Raw genomic sequence first — 18,304 nt, 5'->3', positions numbered from 1 at the left:
ATTTAAAAATCATATCTAAATTAACTTAATATTTTTTTAACTTATATGATCTACATCTTGATTACTATGTGTTTTAAAGCGCCCTAGCTATCAAATCTATCGGGTTTTCAAATTTAACATTTGAGCCGTGGATATGAAGCGAATTTGAAATTTGCATCTTGCACGCGCTACACTCCGCACTTACGAATTTCACGTTAAGCTCATCTATCATGCCTACTTTTTTAAGACCTGCAGCACGGCTTAAGTGGTATTTTTCAGCCTGCATGGTAACTCCGCCAAATCCGCAACACTCATTTGGGTCGCTCATCTCTACTATATCGTAATTTTGCGCCAAAAGTTTACGTGGCTCTTTAAAAACTCCTTGCATTTTTCTTGCGTGACAAGGATCGTGGTAGGTTATATTCTCAAGCTTCTTGCCCTTGCTTGCTAAAATTTCAGCCAAATTTGTCCGGTTTTCAAGATATTCGGTGGCAAGGAAAATTTTCTCGCTTATCTTTTTTGCTCGTTCTCTCCACTCGTCGTTATCGTGAAAAAAGTGCTCATAGTCGATCTTAACCATCGCCGAACAGGTCGCTTCCGGTATGATTATCGCATCAAGCTTATCAGATAAGCTCTCAAAATACTCGATATTTCTTTTTGCAAGCACCTCAACAGTGTCAAAATCACCTGTAAAATATGCAGGAGCACCGCAACAGGCTTGCTTTTTCATCAAATTTACATTTAGCTTTAGCTCGCGAGCTATCTTTAACAAACTCTCGCCGATACTTGTATAAGCATAATTCCCCATGCAACCGATAAAAATTCCTATCGTTTTTTCTCCGCCGTTATCTATAAATTCAGGATGCGAGTTTAAAAAGCTCTTATTTGAAGCAGTAGGAAAAAGTCTCTCTTTTTTTACCATAGGAAGGCTAAAACGCGGTGTCATAGTGTTTTCTTTGATCTTAAACGCACAGCTTTGAAACACATAGCCAAGCCTAGCGCAAACATCCATGATAAAGCGATGTCTAAGTAGCCAAAAAAACATCTTTTTATACCAAGCTATGCCAAATTTCTGCGCTAAATTTCTGCGCACGTTTTCTATAGCGGTATCTACCCTAAGCGAATTTGGGCAGACATCAACGCAATTCGTGCACAAAAAACAGCTCTCAAAGATATTTTTAGCATTCTTATCAAGCTCCAGCTCGCCTCTTTCATAAGCCCCAAGCAGATCCAAAAACCCGCGCGGAGAGGTAACCTCGTCGCTATTTATGTTGTGTATCGTGCATACTTGGATACACTTGCCGCACTTTACGCACTTATCTGCAATTTCACTAAACTTATACATCATACGGTCTTTGAAAAACGTCTTAAATTCTCAGGAATTTGCTTTAAATAAGCATCAAAGCACATCGCGATGTTACGAATTATAAGAGTTCCCGTCTCATTTACGCTGATTTTTTCAGGTGTTACAGTTACGAATTCGCTTAAATTTTCAAGCTCTTTTAAATCATCCTTAAAATACTCGAAAAATTTCACGCCGAATTCAGCTTCAATCGCCTTTATATCAAGCGCAAAGTTGCTCATCAAGCTCATTATCACAGCCTTTCTAATCAAGTCATCTTCGCTTAGATAAATTCCCTTCATATAAGGCAAAACTCCTCTATCAATCGCAGCTTCATACTCTGGCATATCTTTGAAATTTTGCGCATAGTGGCGCTTGCACTCGCCGATACTTGTTAGACCGATGCCTATAAGATCGGCTCCGCCTTTGGTCGTATATCCTTGGAAATTTCTATGCAAAGTTCCGTTAGCAAGTGCGGTAAATAGCTCATCATCAGGCTTTGCAAAGTGATCCATACCTATCATTTTATAGCCGTTTTTGATAAAAAATTCAGCCGTGTATTTTAAAATTTCAAGCTTGGTTTTAGGGCTTGGCAGAGTCGCTTCATCAAATTTACGCATCGTCTTTTTAAGCCAAGGCACGTGAGCGTAATTAAACACCGCAAGGCGATCAGGATCAAGAGTTAGCGTCATATCAAGCGTGCGCTTAAAGCTATCTAAAGTCTGAAGCGGCAAGCCGTAAATAAGATCCATGTTTATGGATTTTATACCCATTGCGCGCGCCATTTCAATGGCTTTTTTAGTAACTTCATAAGGCTGAATTCGATGAATTTCTTTTTGAACCCTATCGTCAAAATCCTGCACGCCGTAACTAATGCGATTAAATCCATGTCCAACAAGCACGTCAAGCTGAGCTTGAGATAAAAACCTAGGGTCTATCTCGCAGCTTATCTCAGCCTCTTTTGAGTAATTTTTAAATTTCGCCTTTATCGCGCGAATGATCCTATCAAGCTGCTTGTCGTCAAAAAACGTAGGCGTTCCGCCACCAAAGTGCATCTGCAAAACTTCCGAGCTTGTATCAAGGTGGCGAGATAAAATTTCAAGCTCTTTTTCGACATAGTCAATATATCTTTCCTTTTTATCCTCTTTGCTCGTATAAACTACGTTACAGCCGCAAAAATAACAGGCCGAACGGCAAAAAGGCAGATGCAGATATAGCGAAAGCGGGCGAGTTTTATCGCGATTTTTAAGCTCTCTTATATAGTCATCATAAGTGAATTTATCGCTAAATTCGGGTGCAGTCGGATAACTCGTGTATCTTGGTCCGGGGCGTGAATACTTCACATATGCGTCAAAATCTACCATTAGGCTCTGTTCCTTTTCTCCATCAAATCCTCCATATCCACAAACAAATTCGGATGCTCTTTTTTGATATTTTTTACTAAATTTTCTAAATTTACATCTAGGCTTCTCTTGCCGTTTTCTTTGGCTGCGATCTTGCGAATTTCATCCATTACGACAACCCAAACGTCGCTAAAATCAACGGGCACGTTTTGCCAAATCGTCTTTTCAAGTTTAAGCTCGAAATTCTCTTTTTGCAGCTTGCGGTGGCTCTCGATTAGCTCGGTTAGGGATTTTACCGAAACCATGGTGTGTAAATTTTGATTTTCGTCTATGCCAAACCACGGCTCAACCCCGTTCCAAGTGCCGCTTTTTAAGCTCAGGCTCATTTGATTAGGGTTGCTTGTAGGGATTATCTCAAATACCGTCTTTTCGCTCTCATCGATTCCAAGCTCGCTGCTTATCTCATCGATTTTTTTATAAGTATCTTTTAATTTTTCATCTTTGTTGTTCATATTATTTCCTGTTCTTATCAAGCCAGACCATTATGCCTTTTTGTGCATGAAGGCGGTTTTCCGCCTCGGCAAAAATTTCATCCGCATGCGCTTCAAAGACAGCTTCACTCACCTCATATCCTCTGTAAGCAGGCAAGCAGTGAAGGAAAATAGCACCGTTTTTGGCTAGCTTCATCAAATTTTCATCCACGCAAAATCCCTCAAAGTCTTTTATGCGTCTATCCTTTTCGTCCTCTTGACCCATTGATACCCAAGTATCGGTCGTAACGACATCCGCGCCGCCAACGGCTTCTTTGATATCTTCGGTTAGATAAATTTTAGCTCCTGAAATTTTAGCGTTTTGAATGGCTTTTTCTAAAATTTGCGCATCAGGTTCGTAGCCTTTTGGCGTGGCTATCCTAAGCTCAAACCCAAGCTTGCTTGCAAGCATAAGCCACGAATGAGTTATGTTGTTGCCATCACCCACGTAAGCTACGCAAAGCTCCGAGATATCAAAATCTTTATTTTTTTTATCTTTATTTAGCGCATTGCCAATACCTATAAAAAAACCGCCGAATTCGTCTTTTGCATTTTGCAATTCTTGCTCCCGCTCCTGCAAAATACGCCTTCTTTCACGTTCGTCTTTAATCTCTAAAATAGTCATCAAATCAGCCATAAGCTGCACGGGATGAAATTTATCGCTAAGCCCATTTATAACGGGAACTTTACTAAATTTTGCAAACTCTTCAAGCGTTTCGTGGCGATTTACCCTAAGCATCGCCATATCAGTCATAGAGCTAATAACTCTCGCCGTATCTTTTATCGGCTCGCCGCGACCTATCTGAAGGTCGTTCGCGCTTAAAAACATTCCATTGCCACCAAGCTGATGCATGCCCACTTCAAAGCTGACTCGCGTTCTGGTCGAGCTTTTTTCAAATATCATGGCTAGAATTTGATCTTTTAGATAGGGCTTATAAATTTTAGCCTTAGCTTCGCTTTTTATCTCGCGAGCCAAATTTATCATCTGTAAAATTTCATCTTTGCTAAAATCATCAAGTGTTAAAAAATGTCTCATTCATTATCCCTTTCGCACTTAAATTTATCAAATTTCAAATGCCGCCGATCTTAAATTCATCTTTTAAAAATTTCGCCTTAAAATTTCAGCCGCCTCTTTTGCATGATAGCTGATGATAAGGCTTGCGCCTGCTCTTTTAAACCCTAGCAAAGTCTCCATCATCACGCGTTCATAGTCGATAACTCCGGCCTTAGCGCCCGCTTTTAACAAAGCATATTCGCCGCTTACGTTATAAACGCAAACGGGAAGCAAAGTGGCGTTTTTGATCTCACGAATCACGTCAAGATAGGCAAGTGCGGGCTTAACCATGAGTATATCAGCCCCCTGAGCCTCGTCTTCAAGGCTTTCGTTTATCGCTTCAAGGCGATTTGCAGGATCCATTTGATAGCTTCTTCTATCGCCAAAGCTCGGTGCGCTCTCTGCTACATCGCGAAACGGTCCATAGTAAGCCGAAGCAAATTTAGTCGAATACGCCATAATCGGTAAATTTTCAAACCCCTCTTCATCAAGTGCGCCGCGAAGAGTAGTGATGATACCGTCCATCATACCGCTTGGAGCGATCATATCGGCACCGTTTTTAGCATGTATTATCGCTTGTTTGGCTGAAATTTCAAGCGTTGCGTCGTTATCTACCGTTTCATGAACGTGATCTAAAATTCCGCAATGTCCGTGATCGGTATATTCGCAAAAGCAAAGATCGGTTACCACTACAAGATGCGGAAATTTATCCTTTATAGCTCTTAAAGCCGTGGCTATAATACCGTCGTTGCTTAGCGCGTCGCTTCCTATGCTGTCTTTTACGCTTGGAATTCCAAATAAAATAATTGATTTTATGCCTAAATTTAAAACTTCGGCGCACTCTTTTAAAATTTCATCCAAACTCATCTGAAAAACGCCCGGCATCGAAGCTATCTCTTTTTTTATGCCGCTACCAGGCACCACAAAAAGCGGATATATAAAATCACTTACATTTAGCCTGCTTTCTCTTACCATATCGCGCATTGCAGGGGCTAGTCTTAGTCTTCTGAAGCGTTTAAACATAATTTTCCTTTTCTTTGATACAATATCGTTTTATAAGTGTAACATATTAGGAGTTAAATTTCGATGAATATAGAATTATCCGAAGCCGCAAATCTTCCTTCGCGTTTTGGAATGTTTCAAATCAAAACATTTAAAGAGGGCGAAAAGGAGCATTTGGCGATATTTAAAACGCCTTTTAAAGAGATTGTAGATGTGAGAATTCATTCAGAGTGCCTAACCGGAGATGCGATAGGAAGCCTTAAATGCGACTGTAGAGATCAGCTTGAAGCAAGCCTTAAACATATAGAAGAGCATGGCGGCATGGTTATATACTTGCGCCAAGAAGGGCGTAATATAGGGCTTTTAAATAAAGTAAACGCTTACCATCTGCAAGATTTGGGATTTGACACGATAGAGGCAAACCACCAGCTTGGATTTAAAGCCGATGAGCGTACTTACGAGATGGTTGATTTTATCCTTAAGCACTTTGGTATAAGCAAGATAAATTTGCTTACAAACAATCCTGAAAAGCTAGCCGGTCTTACGAGTGTTCAGATCGTTGAAAGGCTGCCTATCGTCATTCACGCCAACAAATTTAACGAAGGCTATTTGAAAGTCAAAAAAGAGCAAATGGGGCATATGCTGGATGAGTAAATTTGAAATTCCGTCAAATTTCAACGAACAAATAGATGAATTTGAGCGAATTTTACATAAATTTAATAAAATCCACAGCCTAACAAACTATAAAAACATCAAAGAGATCGTAGCAGATAGCATAAAACCGCTTGAATTTATGAAATTTTATCCGCGCGTTGCTATTGATGTGGGAAGCGGTGCGGGATTTCCCGCGATATTTTTAGCTCTTATTTTAAAAGATTGTGCTTGGACACTCTTTGAGCCAAATTTAAAAAAAGCTTCGTTTTTAAGCTACGTAAAAGCCGCTCTTGATATCTCAAATTTAAACATTAAAAGCGAGAAAATAGAAGCTTCACAGCCCTTTATAGCAGATCTCATCACTTCGCGCGCATTAATGAAAACAAAGGATCTCATAAATTTATGCGAAGGTTTTTACGATAAAAACACTCAATTTTTGATATACAAAGGAAGTAGCGTAGAGAGCGAGCTTGATGGCGTTAAAGCCAAAATTTATAACAACAAAAATAGAAATTACGTATGCATAGGTGAAAAATGGTAACAAAAATTTTAGCTCTAGCAGTCGTTTTGCTGCTGGTTTATATAGTATTTTTTAAAAATAGAAAAAAAGACGCAAGCGATACAAAAGAGATAGAAAATTTCGTAGAATGCAAGGAGTGTGGCACCTTCATAGAGGTAAAAGAGGCTGTTTTAAGCAGCGGAAAATATATCTGCAAAGATTGCATAAAAGGCTAGTTAGCAATGAAAATCATAGGGCACGAACTGATAAAATTTGAGCCGTTTTTTGAGTGCTTAAAAGAGCAAGACATCGGCTCTGATCGCGAGAATTTATTTGCCTATAACAAGCTCATGATAAAGCACGCACAAAAAATGGGGGCGAATTTTAGTTTAAAAACAGATGATATAGTAGAGGCCGTCCTTGCCAATGCGGCCGGGGCTAAATTTATCATCGTGCCGTGCGAACTTGCAAGCAAAGCCGCTAAAATAGCGCAAAACTATCTGTTTGACGCGCAAATAGCAGTCATCATCAAAGATGAGCGCGAGATAGAAGCTTTAAGCGAAGTAGGCGTGGACGCGGTGATATTTGAGAAGGGAATTTACAATGGAGATATTTAAAACTACATTTTTAATGGTTGCACTAATGCTGCTTTTTGTCTTCGTAGGCGGCATGATAGGCGGGCAGCAGGGCATGCTCATAGCCTTTGTCGTGGCTGTCGGAATGAATTTTTTTAGCTATTTTTTCTCAGACAAGCTTGTGCTTAAGCGCTATAGAGCGGTAGAGGTTCACGAAAACGACGCTCAGGGGCTATTTGAGATAGTTCGCAAATTAACCGCAAAGGCAAATTTACCGATGCCAAAGGTCTATATCATACCAGAGCAGGTTCCAAATGCATTTGCCACTGGCAGAAATCCCAAAAACGCTGCCGTTGCGGTAACTGAGGGGCTTTTAAATTTACTTGATAAAAACGAGATAGAAGGAGTTTTAGCTCATGAGCTCTGTCACGTTCGCCACTACGACATCCTAACAGGCTCGATCGCCGCAACGATAGCGGGCGCGATTGCCATACTTGCAAATTTTGCCAAATTTGGGGCAATAAGCGGAAACAACAGATCAAATAACGCAAACGGAATTTTGATGATTGTAGCGGCGGTTGTAATGCCAATAGCCGCAAGCGTCATACAAATGGCGATCTCAAGAGAGCGTGAATACAAAGCGGACAAAGGTGCCGCTCTGCTTACCGAAAACCCGCAGTGGCTGGCAAGTGCGCTAAGAAAGCTTGAAAACTACTCCAAAAACTACGTGATGAGAGATGCCGCGCCTCAAAGCGCACATATGTTTATAGTAAATCCGTTTGGAAGTATAAAAAACACGCTCGGTTCGCTATTTCGCACACATCCAAGCACGGCTGATCGCATAGCAAGACTTGAAGAGCTTGAAAGAAATTTGCGCTAGATTTTTAAAAAAGTAATCAAATTTGGGCTAGAACAAGCCCAAATTTAAAATTTATTGCGCTCGCAATCTTCCTTGCTTACTTTGAATTGATAGAAGAAATTTCCGTTTTCAAGAGTGTAGCGATACTCCATCACGACACCTAAATTTAGCATCGCTCTAGTATCTTCAGCAGCACATGCAGATCTCATAACGCCTTCGTGTCTGATTTTCTTCTCTTGCTCGATAGCTTGCCAACTAAATTTGCTAAATTCGGCCTTTGGCGTATCAAAAACCTGATAGCTGTAAACAAGCTTATTTCCAAAGGCTTGGATATTTTTAAAAGTGATAGAATCGCTTAGTTTTTTCGGCAAATTCGGCGATATCTCAACCTCTATGCTTTTTGCGATTTGCTCAGGCGAGTGATCGCTCTCGGTAGGTGTCTCGCTTGGCGGCATAGCCATAGCCAAAACCCCGCAAATTGACGCAACTAAAATCTTTTTAATCATATTTTCCCTTTATTTTTGAAATTAATCTTTGTATTTTAGCCTTAAAATTTAAAAAATACGATTAATTAAGCCAAGCTTGATCATATTTTTCATTAAACAAATCGCCTATTAATACTCGGCGAAAGCTTTACTAAGATTTCATACTCTATCGTATCAAAAAATTTCGCCCAAATTCGCGCGTCTTTTATCACGCAAACTCGCTCTCCGCCGTTTTGAGCAGAAAAGTTATCCATAGACATCTTGCCTAAAATTCGCTCGCCGCTTGCTAAATTTAGCTCTCCCACTCCGTCGTATCGTAAAAGCCCATCGCCATAACCAAGGTCGTAAGTTGCGATTTGCATATCCTCTTTAGCGCAAAATTTGCCGCCGTAGCCAACGCCCTGCCCTGCTTTTAGCACACGAGAGCTAATCCTATCGGCATAAAGGCTTAAAACTCGCTCAAGCTTTAAACTATCATCAAACTGAGCGTAGCCGTATTGAGCAATGCCTACTCTTACGAGCTCATCGTCAAGCTTGCTAAATCTCTCAAGTCCTGCGGAATTATGCGAATGAAAAGTTAATTTTTCCTTACTTTCGCCGCTAAATTTCATGATAAGTTCTTTTGCGGTTTTGAAATTTTCTCTTTGCACGAAATAATCGCTACTCACCTCATCCGCCGAGCGAAAATGCGTATAAGCTCCGCATACTCTAAGTCCTCTTTGGCAAGCCGTTTTACAGGCGAGCTCTATCTCGTCTATGGCGATACCGTTTCTGTGCATGAGCGTATCGATAGCAAAATGAACTCTTGTGCCGTGTTTTAAGAAATTTAAATTTGAAACGTCATTTACGGCATAGATAAATTTTTCGCTCTCTTGTCCCGTAGGAAGGTGCGAAAGGATAAGGATTTGTTTAAAATAATTCTCTATCTGTCTTGCTTCCGTTTCGTTTTTAACGGCTGCAAATTTCACACCGAATTTTGCAGCTTCACAAGCTATTAAATCCACTCCATGCCCGTAAGCATTGTCTTTAAGCACCAGTATGACACGCTCTTTTCCGCCCGCTTTGGCGCAAATTTTAGAAAGATTATTAAGATATGCGGTGCGATTTAATAAAATTTCAGACATTAAATTTCACGCCGTAAGCTTCATACACATCGGGCAAAAGCTTTCGCACACCGTAATCATAAGCGTAAAATTTCGCATAAATCACCTTTAAATCGCCATTTTCGCACTTGCTAAAATCAAATACGTCAGTGCATTCTATCTTTGGCACCTGTTTATCAAGCTCGGCGAAAAACTCGCCGCGAGCCTTTAAGATCGCTTCTATCTTAGACTTTACAATTTCACTTTTTTCTTGCATTTTATCTCTCTATTATGATTTTGACTTCACCGTCATCAAATCTTACGTAAAGCTCTTTATTTCCTTTGAATTTATGAGAAGGCGAACTATAATCCTCATGAAAAATAACTCGATAAATTTTTAAATCGTTTACATTTGGATATGGCGTGATTGAAAAATTAGAAAATTTAATACTTTTTTTCTCATTTTTAGCAAAAATTCTCTTTTTAAGCTTGGAAAATTTTTTAAATTTCATACCATCAAATCTAATAAAATCATTTGCATAAAATTTTAAATATTCATTTATATCGTTTTGTCTCCATGCTTTCTTCCACTTAAAAATAGTAGCAAATATTATAGCTATGTCTTCCATATTTGATATCGTGTCGTTTTTTTCGTCTATAAGAACTACACCGCTTACGCCTATAATCTCTCCAAATTTTAAAAGCATATCGTTGTCTATAGCAACACAACCTCTTGTTCTGAAATCATTATCTCTTTTCCCATCCATAGGAAAACCGTGTATCCAGATGCCGTATCCTGTTTTCTTAGAAACTTTATCCATAAGGTTAGGATACGAAAGCTCAAAAGCAACCGGTCCATAGTAAGCCGAAGGAGGAGTAAACCTGCTTGTAATATCATATACACCTACGGGAGTTTTAAGATCTCCTTGCACTTTCTTATCTCCATTTTTTCCTGTTATGACACTTTGAGAAAACTCTTGACTCAATGTTCCTCCATCATACAAAAATGCCTTCAGATCATTTTTGTCTTTATTGACGGTTACAATTTTTGTCTTGGATTCATAATAGCCAAATTTCAAATCTTTATCAGATAGTTTATTTTTCCAATAGTCGATATTTCTTAAATCTTCATTACCTGCAAACAAAAAAATAGTTAAGGTAAAAAATAGAATTATTTTTTTCAAGCCAAACCTCGTAGAATAATAAAAAATGAAAAATTAAAATTATAACATAGTCAATATAAATTTTTAAAAAATATTTTCTGGTATAATTTCATACATTGTATTTTAAATTAACCTCATCATCTAAGGAATAATTATGAAAAAAATGGCGTTATTCTGTGCTTTCACCTTGACTTTTTGCATAGCAAATGCAGCAGATATCGAAGTTTCAAACGCTTTTGCAAAAGCCACTCCTCCGCATGTGAAAAATAGCGCGGCTTTTATGGATATTAAAAACAATACGGACAAAAACATAAAACTGATCGCGGCAAGCTCAAACATCTCCAAAACCGCCGAACTGCACACTCATAAGCACGCAGAAGGCATGATGCAGATGATTCAGGTCGATGATATAGAAATTCCTGCCAAAAGCGAGGTAAGCCTCAAACCCGGCGGACTTCACGTGATGTTTATGAATATATTTTCGCCCGTAAAAGACGGTGACAAGATAGATATAACGCTTGAGTTTGACAACGGCTCAAAAATTGAGCTTAAAGATGTGATTGCCAAACCGGTTATGAAAAAAGAAAATATGAGCAAGCACTAAGATGAATAAAAAAATTATAGCCGCACTCATTTTTGCCGTAGCCTTTGTGGCGGGTGGATTTTATCTGTTTAGCGAGAAATCACAAAATCAAGAGAGCGAATTTGCCGAGGTCGATACGAATTTAACTCCGCTTGAATGCGATATGAACTCAAATTTCTCATGCCCTGTCAATTTTAAAGGCAAAACGATAAATTTCAGCCTCTCGCCAAGACCTGTTTATGTGATGCAGCCCGTATCCATGTGGGTAGAAGGACTTAATGAGCTAAATTTCAAAGAACCAAGCCTGGAAATTCACGGTGTAAATATGGAAATGGGCGTGATAAAAGCCAAACTCGAAAAAAGAGAAAACGAATATAAGGCGGATGTCGTGCTAAGCGCATGTATAATAAGCCTGATGAGATACCGCTTTGAAGTGCTTGACGAGGGCAAAAAAACAGGGCTTTACATAGATTTTGATTTAAAGCAATAAGGAGCCAAGATGAAGCTTTTTTCTTCGATCGTCGTGTTTATAATGATCATCTCCGCAGGAGTATTTTTGGGCATCAAATACGCAAACGGAGGAGTTTACAACTTCAGCGCCAAGAGCGTTAACGGCGATGTAACTCTAAAAAGCTTTGACGGTAAATATAAAATCATCTACTTTGGCTTTGGCTCCTGTCCCGATGTCTGCCCTGCTACGCTTGGGCTCGTTAGCAGCGTGCTTGGGGAGCTTAAAAGAGATGATATCGTAGTGCTTTTTATCACGCTTGATCCCGAGCGCGACACGCCACAGGCGATGGATGAATACGCCAAATACTTCTATCCCAACTCCTACGGACTTGTCGTGGATAATCTAAAAAAAGTAACTCAAACTTACGGAGCTAAATATAAAAAGATAAAGCTTGAAAAATCGGCTATGGACTACTCTGTAGCTCATAGCTCGTCGATATATCTGCTTGATAAAAAAGGTAAGCTCGTAAACGAAGTTTCAAATTTAACCATAGAAAACATAAGAGATAGCATTAAAGAGCTGGTAAAAAACTAATAATCCTCATCATGCATTTCATCTGATATAACGTATATAATACCCACTAAAAGCAGAGCAAGAAGTGCGGCTAAAATAATCTGAAGCATTTAATCCCTTAAATATAATCGGCTAATTATATCACAATTATTTTTCCTAAAAATAAGCTATAAAATTTGGCATATTTATTTAATGAACGATAAAGATTTTATTTATAATACGCGATATGTCAAGCATTAAGACGGAATTCCTATGAGTTTAGCCGAAATCGCAAGCACGTTTAACGAGGCTGTACTAAGAGAATACATAAAGAAAAATGCAGATGAAAATTTGCTATTTGATATCCTTTGGCAAGAGCTTAAATCGGCTGCAAATTTCATGCTTCATATTTCGGTTAGATATAGCTTTGAGACTGATTTTATAAAGGCTAGAAGCAAATGCTTGGTAACGCCACAAGAGGCAAAAGAGATGATGAAAAACGCTTGGCAAAAGTGGTATAGCGACAGCACACAAGACATGGAGGAGTTTTTGCCATATTTTAAGCTGCATTTTTATAAAACCGATCAATACATCTACAACTACCCTTACACGGTCGGATATCTCATATCGCAGTTTTTGATAGAGAAATTTAGAGCAAAAGAGCCAAATTTTTTTGAAATTTACAAAGCGTTTTTAAGAGATAGCGGCAAAATGAGCGTAGATGATATCATCAAAAAACACTTTGGTAAAGATATAAAAAACAGCGAATTTTGGCTTGAATGTATCGATAGCGCGCTTGGTTATGTTGAGGAATTTAAGGGACTAAAGGATCATATAAAATAAAAAGACAATACAAAAATAAACAGCCTCATAGCATATCTTATCTTCCTTGCAATAGAGGCTGTTTAATATTATTGTTTAATAACTACCACCTAATTCCTGCTTCTAGCCAAAACTGCCTACCTGAATCATAAACCAAGTTAGACAAATTCTCTTTTAGAGTTTTTGCTTTATTTTTCTTGTTTAATACGTTGTAAATATCTAAATTTGTAAATATTTCAATATTTTTAGGCAATTTTTTGGCATATCCTATGCGAGCATCCCATGTGTAGCTATTTCCCAAATCAACTCTCTCGTATATATCATAAGGCCTTCCTCTTCTAGGGTTAGCCGATGCGGTTTTTACTATAGCGTCTTGCTTGCCTTTGTATGAAAAGAAGTTATTTACGCTTAGTCCATAATTTGGAATTTTAGTTATTATATTTAGGCTTGCCATCCAAGGTCTGGCGTAGTTTTGAGCAGGCAAGTCGTAATAACTGATGACGCGTCCGTCATATTGCACCAGCTTCTGATCTTTTAAAATATCTTTATCAAGAGTTATGTCGTATAAGGTATTATTTGACTTTGTTTTTAAATGCTCAAAATTTAGCTCAAATCCATTTTTTGTTCCCCATATGTTAAAATCCTCTATACTTCTTAGACTAAATGTTAAAATTTTACTCTCGCTTCTACCGTCATTTGTAAAAGTTTGATAATTGGTATTGCGAGGATTCGCTGAATCTCCGCCATATCCCGGAACTATAGGAAGTCCCAGCTTATCTCTTGTAGATTTTATTATCTGATCTTTGCCTTTTCTATTGATATATTTTGCTCCAAATTCAAAATTTCCAAATTTTTGCTTTATGCCAAATGAAAGCTCATCATCATAAGGGATCTTGAGTTCAGTAAATTTAGTAAGCGATGTAGGTTCTTTTGATTTTATCCAATTTTGATCATAGATAGTTCTTGATCTTGTATATGTAGTAGTAAGTTTTTCTCTTCCGTCTCTTAATTTATATGCAAATATATTTCTTCCGTAGTAGCGATTAGCTCCAAAGCTGATTATAGAGCTTGCATCGCCAAATATATCATAGCTTGAGCTAAAGCGCGGTGCGATAGTCTTTCTTTTCATATAATCATCTCCGCCGAATCTAACTCCGGGTCTAAGAGTCAAATTTCCAAGCTTCATCTCATCTTCTAGAAAAAACGCATATGAAAGCATATCAACATTAGTGCTTCCTTTGTAATATGTCTTTGATGTTAAGTATTGACCATTTCTGCCAAAACGGTCATAAGAATCATCTATAGAGCATAACTCATCATTAGGATCGCAAGACACTACTCCTGCGGACAATGGCTGGGCCGAACCTGCGGTCATAAACTCATTTTTAACATCAAATTTAGCCTTTTGCTTTTTAAGCTCAAGTCCAGCTAAAAATTTATGCTCTATTCCCCATAATTCAACTTCATTGAATTTAAAATCGGCATTATATGAAATAGTATTTTGTGTATGACCTATATCTCCATACCCACCTTCTAAAGAACCGAGTAATTTCCAGCCCCAATTTTTTACATTTGAAAATTTCCACTCCTTAAAATACTCATGCTCTGCATCACGGGAGGTTTCTAACTGATTGTAGGCCAAAACCTGATTTATTTCCATAAAATCAAGATCATAATCAGCCTTTAGAGCCAAATTTAAACCTCCTGATTTCATTTCAGAGTATGAATTTTTAACGTGATCGTTAAAGACTTTACTGCTTGAAGGAGCGTAAGTAATGCTAGGAGTTAGTGTAAGCCTATCTGTAGCATACCATAGTGCTTTTAAAAAGTAGTTGTCTATATTTCTTCTTTGAACACGCCTTTTAAGTTCTTTTTCTCCTTCAAATCTGCTATCATAAGCTTGCAACGGGATTTTTGATCTTGTATTTGTATAGCCAAACATAACGCCTAAATCTTGCGTCAAAAATCCTTCTAAATTCAGACTGGTTTTCCATTTATCAAATTTAGGTTGATTTTGAAGATCGCTTGAGTTTAAAAATTCTTCTTCGTTATTGCCGTATAGGTGAAATTTTGTCCATTCATCTTGCGTGTGTTGGACGGAAAATTTGCCGTGAAATCCGGCTCGCGGATTTCTAGTTTTTGCGCTCACAACTCCGCCTGTAAAACTACCGTATTTTGCACTAACATCACTATCGTAAACATCTATGCTTTCAATAAAATCGCTATCGATAGCCATGCCTTGAGAAACTGAATTTAATGAGGTGTCAAAGGCAGAATAGCGCCCCGGATTACCGCCTGGATTTCTTGCAGGATCAAGGTCGTTATTTATATTTACTCCATCTATTATAAAGCTGTTTTGCCAATACTTTGAGCCATTTATGCTAATATTTGCGGGGTCAATCTCTCCCATTGTAGTTGATTGACGATTTGTATTACTAAACTGCACATTTGGATTTGTACGAAGAAGTTGCACAAAATCTCCATTACCGCTTGGCATAGACTCTATCATAGCTCGGTTTATAGTTTTTATGCCTTGAAAATTATCGCTATTGGTTACAAGACTTGATTTCGTTTTTGTCAAATTTGCATCTACAACAATCTGCTCTATTTGATACTTTACTACATTATCTGTAGCATGCAAGCTAGTGATATATAGCAAAGCAATTACTGAACAGGTAATCTTATTGCCAATAAAATCTGAGTAGTTGGACAAACAGTCATATTTTGTCATAAAATTTCCTTTTAGCTTAAAATTATATCTTGTTTTGTTAATTAATTTAATCATTTTAACCGAAAAAATTTAAATTATAATTAAATTGATAGCGGTTATCTATTTAAATAGTATACTATAAATTCTTAATTTATCTAGCAATACTTGCATTTTTTATTACAAATAAAATTTTATACAAATAAATACTTCTTTATAATAATTTTTATGAAATATTTAAACTTTTTTTAGTTATCATTATCCGTTTTTCAAAGGAGATAAATTGTTTTCATCGTTTTTTAAGAGCAGAAAATGGGCATGGTGGGCGTATCTTGGAGTTTTATTTTTACTCATTTCGCTTTATATACAAACAGATATAAACGTAAAGATAAACAACTGGTACAAAGAATTTTACGATATGCTTCAAAAGATAAAAGATCATAATATAAACGATTTTTGGAGCAGTATCAAAGATTTTTGCTATCTTGCGTTTCCGTATATTTTTATCATCACGATCACAAATTATTTTACTAGAATTTGGACGTTTAAATGGCGCGAAGCTATGACTTTTGACTACTTGAAGTATTGGAGAAGCGTAGAAAAAGATATAGAAGGTAGCTCGCAACGTATCCAAGAAGATATTTATAGATTTGCAAGGATAGTAGAAAGCCTGGGACTTCAAGTAGCTAGAGCCATCATGAAGCTAATTGCCTTCATACCGATACTTTGGGGTCTTAGCAAGGGCGTTGATATACCTTATTTAAAAGACATTCCCGGCTCTCTTGTGTGGATAGCGCTTATAGTTAGCGTGGGCGGCCTTGTCATATCTTGGTTTGTGGGTATTATGCTACCGGGACTTGAATACAACAACCAAAAAGTCGAAGCGGCTTTTAGAAAAGAGCTCGTTTATGGAGAAGACGATAAGAAAAACTACGCGCACACGGAAACTCTAGCGGAGCTTTTTACGGGTCTTAAATTTAACTACAACAAGCTATTTTTGCACTACGGATATTTTGATGTGTGGATCAACTTCTTTAGGCAACTTATGGTTATAGTTCCGCTTATCATTATGGGACCTGGACTCTTTTCAGGGCTTATCACGCTTGGCATTATGATGCAGGTAAATAACGCATTCTCGCAAGTTAGAAATTCGTTTTCGGTCTTTATAAACAATTGGACTACCATCACCGAACTTCGCTCGATACACAAGCGTCTAAAAGAATTTGAAACAAATATCGGATATAGACATCAGCAAACTGCAGGCGGCGAGTAAAATTCTTGCCGCTTTAACTTAAATTTAAGCGAAATTTGACTTATTTAAAAGCCTAACTAAATTTATCGGCATCATAAATCTCATTGCGCATTGATATTAAATTTAATGAAGACTATTTTAAATCCAATCTTAAAATATAAATTTAAAAAATATTTTTATTATTGACTGCTATTTTTAACTCTTTATTAAGTCTTTTAAATGTATATTTGTATTACATTTACTTATATACCAAGGAGGCTTAATGCAAGAGGCAAGAGATACAAAAAAGCTGATTATCGGCACCGTCGCTTTGATAGCGGCTATAGTTTTCTTTGGCGGCTTCACCAAAGATATTGCGGGCGGAATTTTTGACTTCAGTAAGCTCACGGGTCAATTCCCCGAGTGGTTTAAGACTGCGGGCGGAACTAGCGCAAAAGGTGGATTTTTATTTGCATTAAGCCTCGTTCCTAGCGTTATGCTTGCACTTGGATTTGTTGCGATATTTGAAAGATACTACGCTTTATATGCAGCTTCAGCTTGGCTTACTCCTATCTTAAAGCCTATGATGGGAATCCCCGGAGCTTGCTCGATATCGCTTATGGCAAGCACTCAAAGCACCGATGCCGGTAGCTCTACGGCGAAATTTTTGCGCCAAGAGGGCAAGATGACACACAAGGAGCTTTTGATATTTGCGGCGTTTCAATTTAGCGCAGGAGCTATGATTACGAATTTCTTGGCATCTTTTGCGCCGTTACTTGTGATACCTGATAAAAACGGGGCTTTAGCGCCTGCTTCTATCGCGCTTTGCCTCGGTATAATCTTTGTTTTTAAAGTTTTTGGTGCAAATTTAATGAGACTTTACGTCAAAAAATTCGTAAAAGACGACGAGGATGAAGTATGAGTGATAAAACAAACAATAAACTACTAACGGACGTATTCGTAGAAGGCGCAAGAAAAGGTTGGGATATCGCTATACACAACACTATCCCAAACGTTTTGATGGCGTTTGTCATCATATATATACTAAACGTATCCGGAGCTCTTAAAATCATAGGAAACTACCTTGGCTTTATCATGGTGCCGCTTGGGCTTCCCGGCGAATCCATAGCCGTATTTATGGCTGCGTTTTTAAGCTGGGGCGGCTCTGCAGGTGTACTTGTAGCCTTGGTTCAAGCAGGCACGTTAACCGCAGGCGACATAGCCGTATTGCTTCCAGGAATGGCGCTTGTAGGCTCAACCGTGCAGTATATGGGTAGAGTTTTGGGCGTGCTTGGAATTCCGGGCAGACACTATGCGGTGCTTTTTGGAATTTGCATACTGAATGCCTATCTTGCGATGTTTGTGATGAGCATCATCGTCTAAAAAGGAGT

At 38.2% G+C, this 18,304-nt stretch carries 22 protein-coding genes; 12 read left to right on the top strand and 10 right to left on the bottom strand.

The genetic code is table 11. The features are described 5' to 3' along the window. Positions 1-73 precede the first annotated feature (73 nt). The 5 genes from ACHJH3_RS07150 to hemB form a co-directional block, all read right to left on the bottom strand. Positions 74-1,324, bottom strand: coding sequence for a (Fe-S)-binding protein (locus ACHJH3_RS07150; protein WP_407064230.1), 1,251 nt, complete (start codon positions 1,322-1,324; stop codon positions 74-76). Beyond that, positions 1,324-2,685 carry an oxygen-independent coproporphyrinogen III oxidase gene (hemN, locus tag ACHJH3_RS07145; RefSeq protein WP_407064229.1) on the bottom strand — a complete coding sequence of 454 codons (1,362 nt, stop codon included), beginning with the start codon at positions 2,683-2,685 and terminating at the stop codon, positions 1,324-1,326. Before hemN ends, ACHJH3_RS07150 begins: the two co-directional genes overlap by 1 nt. After that, a complete protein-coding gene (locus ACHJH3_RS07140; RefSeq protein ID WP_172201377.1) occupies positions 2,685-3,176 on the bottom strand; it encodes a DUF2603 domain-containing protein in 492 nt (163 codons plus the stop codon). The genes hemN and ACHJH3_RS07140 overlap by 1 nt, the downstream gene beginning before the upstream one ends. Before the next feature lies 1 nt (position 3,177). Further along, positions 3,178-4,230 (bottom strand): ornithine carbamoyltransferase, encoded by a 1,053-nt coding sequence (locus tag ACHJH3_RS07135; protein ID WP_407064228.1) that lies wholly within the window; start codon positions 4,228-4,230, stop codon positions 3,178-3,180. Between the two features lie 63 nt (positions 4,231-4,293). Next, positions 4,294-5,271, bottom strand: coding sequence for a porphobilinogen synthase (gene hemB, locus ACHJH3_RS07130; RefSeq protein ID WP_407064227.1), 978 nt, complete (start codon positions 5,269-5,271; stop codon positions 4,294-4,296). Between the two features lie 63 nt (positions 5,272-5,334). Between hemB and ribA the strand changes: the two genes are divergently transcribed. The 5 genes from ribA to htpX are packed head-to-tail and all read left to right on the top strand — an operon-like array spanning position 5,335 to position 7,858. Further along, complete coding sequence (gene ribA / locus ACHJH3_RS07125) at positions 5,335-5,904, top strand: GTP cyclohydrolase II (RefSeq protein ID WP_407064226.1); 570 nt, start codon at positions 5,335-5,337, stop codon at positions 5,902-5,904. After that, a complete protein-coding gene (gene rsmG / locus ACHJH3_RS07120) occupies positions 5,897-6,445 on the top strand; it encodes a 16S rRNA (guanine(527)-N(7))-methyltransferase RsmG (RefSeq protein ID WP_407064225.1) in 549 nt (182 codons plus the stop codon). The genes ribA and rsmG overlap by 8 nt, the downstream gene beginning before the upstream one ends. After that, positions 6,439-6,639: a PP0621 family protein gene (locus ACHJH3_RS07115; protein WP_407064224.1), complete on the top strand. Its 201-nt coding sequence runs from the start codon at positions 6,439-6,441 to the stop codon at positions 6,637-6,639. The genes rsmG and ACHJH3_RS07115 overlap by 7 nt, the downstream gene beginning before the upstream one ends. Before the next feature lie 6 nt (positions 6,640-6,645). After that, positions 6,646-7,020: a hypothetical protein gene (locus ACHJH3_RS07110; RefSeq protein ID WP_407064223.1), complete on the top strand. Its 375-nt coding sequence runs from the start codon at positions 6,646-6,648 to the stop codon at positions 7,018-7,020. Next, positions 7,007-7,858, top strand: a complete 852-nt coding sequence (gene htpX, locus ACHJH3_RS07105) for a zinc metalloprotease HtpX (protein ID WP_407064222.1) — start codon at positions 7,007-7,009, stop codon at positions 7,856-7,858. Before ACHJH3_RS07110 ends, htpX begins: the two co-directional genes overlap by 14 nt. A gap of 44 nt (positions 7,859-7,902) precedes the next feature. Here htpX and ACHJH3_RS07100 read toward each other — a convergent pair whose 3' ends face one another. The 4 genes from ACHJH3_RS07100 to ACHJH3_RS07085 form a co-directional block, all read right to left on the bottom strand. Then, the gene (locus ACHJH3_RS07100) at positions 7,903-8,343 is read right to left on the bottom strand and encodes a hypothetical protein (RefSeq protein ID WP_407064221.1); all 441 of its coding nucleotides are present in this window, start codon (positions 8,341-8,343) and stop codon (positions 7,903-7,905) included. A gap of 92 nt (positions 8,344-8,435) precedes the next feature. Beyond that, complete coding sequence (locus ACHJH3_RS07095; protein ID WP_407064220.1) at positions 8,436-9,446, bottom strand: alanine racemase; 1,011 nt, start codon at positions 9,444-9,446, stop codon at positions 8,436-8,438. Further along, entirely contained in the window at positions 9,439-9,681 is a 243-nt protein-coding gene (gene cmeU, locus ACHJH3_RS07090; RefSeq protein ID WP_407064219.1) for a CmeU family protein, read from the bottom strand. Before cmeU ends, ACHJH3_RS07095 begins: the two co-directional genes overlap by 8 nt. Position 9,682: 1 nt before the next feature. Continuing rightward, on the bottom strand, positions 9,683-10,588 hold the full coding sequence (locus ACHJH3_RS07085; RefSeq protein WP_407064218.1) for a L,D-transpeptidase Cds6 family protein: 906 nt from the start codon (positions 10,586-10,588) through the stop codon (positions 9,683-9,685). Between the two features lie 133 nt (positions 10,589-10,721). On the opposite strand from ACHJH3_RS07085, the gene ACHJH3_RS07080 reads away from it, so the two are divergent. The 4 genes from ACHJH3_RS07080 to ACHJH3_RS07065 all read left to right on the top strand — a co-directional run bounded on the left by ACHJH3_RS07080 (position 10,722) and on the right by ACHJH3_RS07065 (position 12,996). Further along, a complete protein-coding gene (locus tag ACHJH3_RS07080; RefSeq protein ID WP_407064217.1) occupies positions 10,722-11,171 on the top strand; it encodes a copper chaperone PCu(A)C in 450 nt (149 codons plus the stop codon). Position 11,172: 1 nt separating this feature from the next. After that, positions 11,173-11,640 carry a hypothetical protein gene (locus ACHJH3_RS07075; protein ID WP_407064216.1) on the top strand — a complete coding sequence of 156 codons (468 nt, stop codon included), beginning with the start codon at positions 11,173-11,175 and terminating at the stop codon, positions 11,638-11,640. Positions 11,641-11,649: 9 nt separating this feature from the next. Then, positions 11,650-12,195 carry an SCO family protein gene (locus ACHJH3_RS07070; protein WP_407064215.1) on the top strand — a complete coding sequence of 182 codons (546 nt, stop codon included), beginning with the start codon at positions 11,650-11,652 and terminating at the stop codon, positions 12,193-12,195. Positions 12,196-12,426: 231 nt separating this feature from the next. Continuing rightward, complete coding sequence (locus ACHJH3_RS07065) at positions 12,427-12,996, top strand: gluzincin family metallopeptidase (RefSeq protein ID WP_407064214.1); 570 nt, start codon at positions 12,427-12,429, stop codon at positions 12,994-12,996. Between the two features lie 82 nt (positions 12,997-13,078). On the opposite strand, the gene ACHJH3_RS07060 is transcribed toward ACHJH3_RS07065, so the two are convergent. Then, on the bottom strand, positions 13,079-15,706 hold the full coding sequence (locus ACHJH3_RS07060; RefSeq protein WP_407064213.1) for a TonB-dependent receptor plug domain-containing protein: 2,628 nt from the start codon (positions 15,704-15,706) through the stop codon (positions 13,079-13,081). A gap of 259 nt (positions 15,707-15,965) precedes the next feature. On the opposite strand from ACHJH3_RS07060, the gene ACHJH3_RS07055 reads away from it, so the two are divergent. From ACHJH3_RS07055 to ACHJH3_RS07045, 3 genes are all read left to right on the top strand, one after another. Then, the gene (locus ACHJH3_RS07055) at positions 15,966-16,955 is read left to right on the top strand and encodes a putative transporter (protein ID WP_407064212.1); all 990 of its coding nucleotides are present in this window, start codon (positions 15,966-15,968) and stop codon (positions 16,953-16,955) included. A 241-nt stretch (positions 16,956-17,196) separates the two neighbouring features. Continuing rightward, complete coding sequence (locus ACHJH3_RS07050) at positions 17,197-17,835, top strand: nucleoside recognition domain-containing protein (RefSeq protein ID WP_407064211.1); 639 nt, start codon at positions 17,197-17,199, stop codon at positions 17,833-17,835. After that, positions 17,832-18,296: a YjiG family protein gene (locus ACHJH3_RS07045; RefSeq protein WP_169940683.1), complete on the top strand. Its 465-nt coding sequence runs from the start codon at positions 17,832-17,834 to the stop codon at positions 18,294-18,296. Before ACHJH3_RS07050 ends, ACHJH3_RS07045 begins: the two co-directional genes overlap by 4 nt. Positions 18,297-18,304: the final 8 nt, after the last annotated feature.

The sequence above is a fragment of the Campylobacter canis genome (assembly GCF_045504005.1).
Taxonomy (GTDB): Bacteria; Campylobacterota; Campylobacteria; order Campylobacterales; family Campylobacteraceae; genus Campylobacter_A; species Campylobacter_A canis.
This window is presented reverse-complemented; position numbering and strand designations above follow the sequence as displayed.

Excerpts from the sequence above, each read along its gene's own strand:
- ACHJH3_RS07070 (WP_407064215.1), top strand. The coding sequence starts at position 11,650 with ATGAAGCTTTTTTCTTCGATCGTCGTGTTTATAATGATCATCTCCGCA.
- rsmG (WP_407064225.1), top strand. The coding sequence starts at position 5,897 with ATGAGTAAATTTGAAATTCCGTCAAATTTCAACGAACAAATAGATGAA.
- hemN (WP_407064229.1), bottom strand. The coding sequence starts at position 2,685 with ATGGTAGATTTTGACGCATATGTGAAGTATTCACGCCCCGGACCAAGA.
- ACHJH3_RS07095 (WP_407064220.1), bottom strand. The coding sequence starts at position 9,446 with ATGTCTGAAATTTTATTAAATCGCACCGCATATCTTAATAATCTTTCT.
- cmeU (WP_407064219.1), bottom strand. The coding sequence starts at position 9,681 with ATGCAAGAAAAAAGTGAAATTGTAAAGTCTAAGATAGAAGCGATCTTA.
- ACHJH3_RS07060 (WP_407064213.1), bottom strand. The coding sequence starts at position 15,706 with ATGACAAAATATGACTGTTTGTCCAACTACTCAGATTTTATTGGCAAT.
- ACHJH3_RS07075 (WP_407064216.1), top strand. The coding sequence starts at position 11,173 with ATGAATAAAAAAATTATAGCCGCACTCATTTTTGCCGTAGCCTTTGTG.
- ACHJH3_RS07115 (WP_407064224.1), top strand. The coding sequence starts at position 6,439 with ATGGTAACAAAAATTTTAGCTCTAGCAGTCGTTTTGCTGCTGGTTTAT.
- hemB (WP_407064227.1), bottom strand. The coding sequence starts at position 5,271 with ATGTTTAAACGCTTCAGAAGACTAAGACTAGCCCCTGCAATGCGCGAT.
- ACHJH3_RS07100 (WP_407064221.1), bottom strand. The coding sequence starts at position 8,343 with ATGATTAAAAAGATTTTAGTTGCGTCAATTTGCGGGGTTTTGGCTATG.
- ribA (WP_407064226.1), top strand. The coding sequence starts at position 5,335 with ATGAATATAGAATTATCCGAAGCCGCAAATCTTCCTTCGCGTTTTGGA.
- ACHJH3_RS07140 (WP_172201377.1), bottom strand. The coding sequence starts at position 3,176 with ATGAACAACAAAGATGAAAAATTAAAAGATACTTATAAAAAAATCGAT.
- ACHJH3_RS07065 (WP_407064214.1), top strand. The coding sequence starts at position 12,427 with ATGAGTTTAGCCGAAATCGCAAGCACGTTTAACGAGGCTGTACTAAGA.
- ACHJH3_RS07080 (WP_407064217.1), top strand. The coding sequence starts at position 10,722 with ATGAAAAAAATGGCGTTATTCTGTGCTTTCACCTTGACTTTTTGCATA.
- ACHJH3_RS07050 (WP_407064211.1), top strand. The coding sequence starts at position 17,197 with ATGCAAGAGGCAAGAGATACAAAAAAGCTGATTATCGGCACCGTCGCT.
- ACHJH3_RS07150 (WP_407064230.1), bottom strand. The coding sequence starts at position 1,324 with ATGTATAAGTTTAGTGAAATTGCAGATAAGTGCGTAAAGTGCGGCAAG.
- ACHJH3_RS07110 (WP_407064223.1), top strand. The coding sequence starts at position 6,646 with ATGAAAATCATAGGGCACGAACTGATAAAATTTGAGCCGTTTTTTGAG.
- ACHJH3_RS07045 (WP_169940683.1), top strand. The coding sequence starts at position 17,832 with ATGAGTGATAAAACAAACAATAAACTACTAACGGACGTATTCGTAGAA.
- ACHJH3_RS07135 (WP_407064228.1), bottom strand. The coding sequence starts at position 4,230 with ATGAGACATTTTTTAACACTTGATGATTTTAGCAAAGATGAAATTTTA.
- htpX (WP_407064222.1), top strand. The coding sequence starts at position 7,007 with ATGGAGATATTTAAAACTACATTTTTAATGGTTGCACTAATGCTGCTT.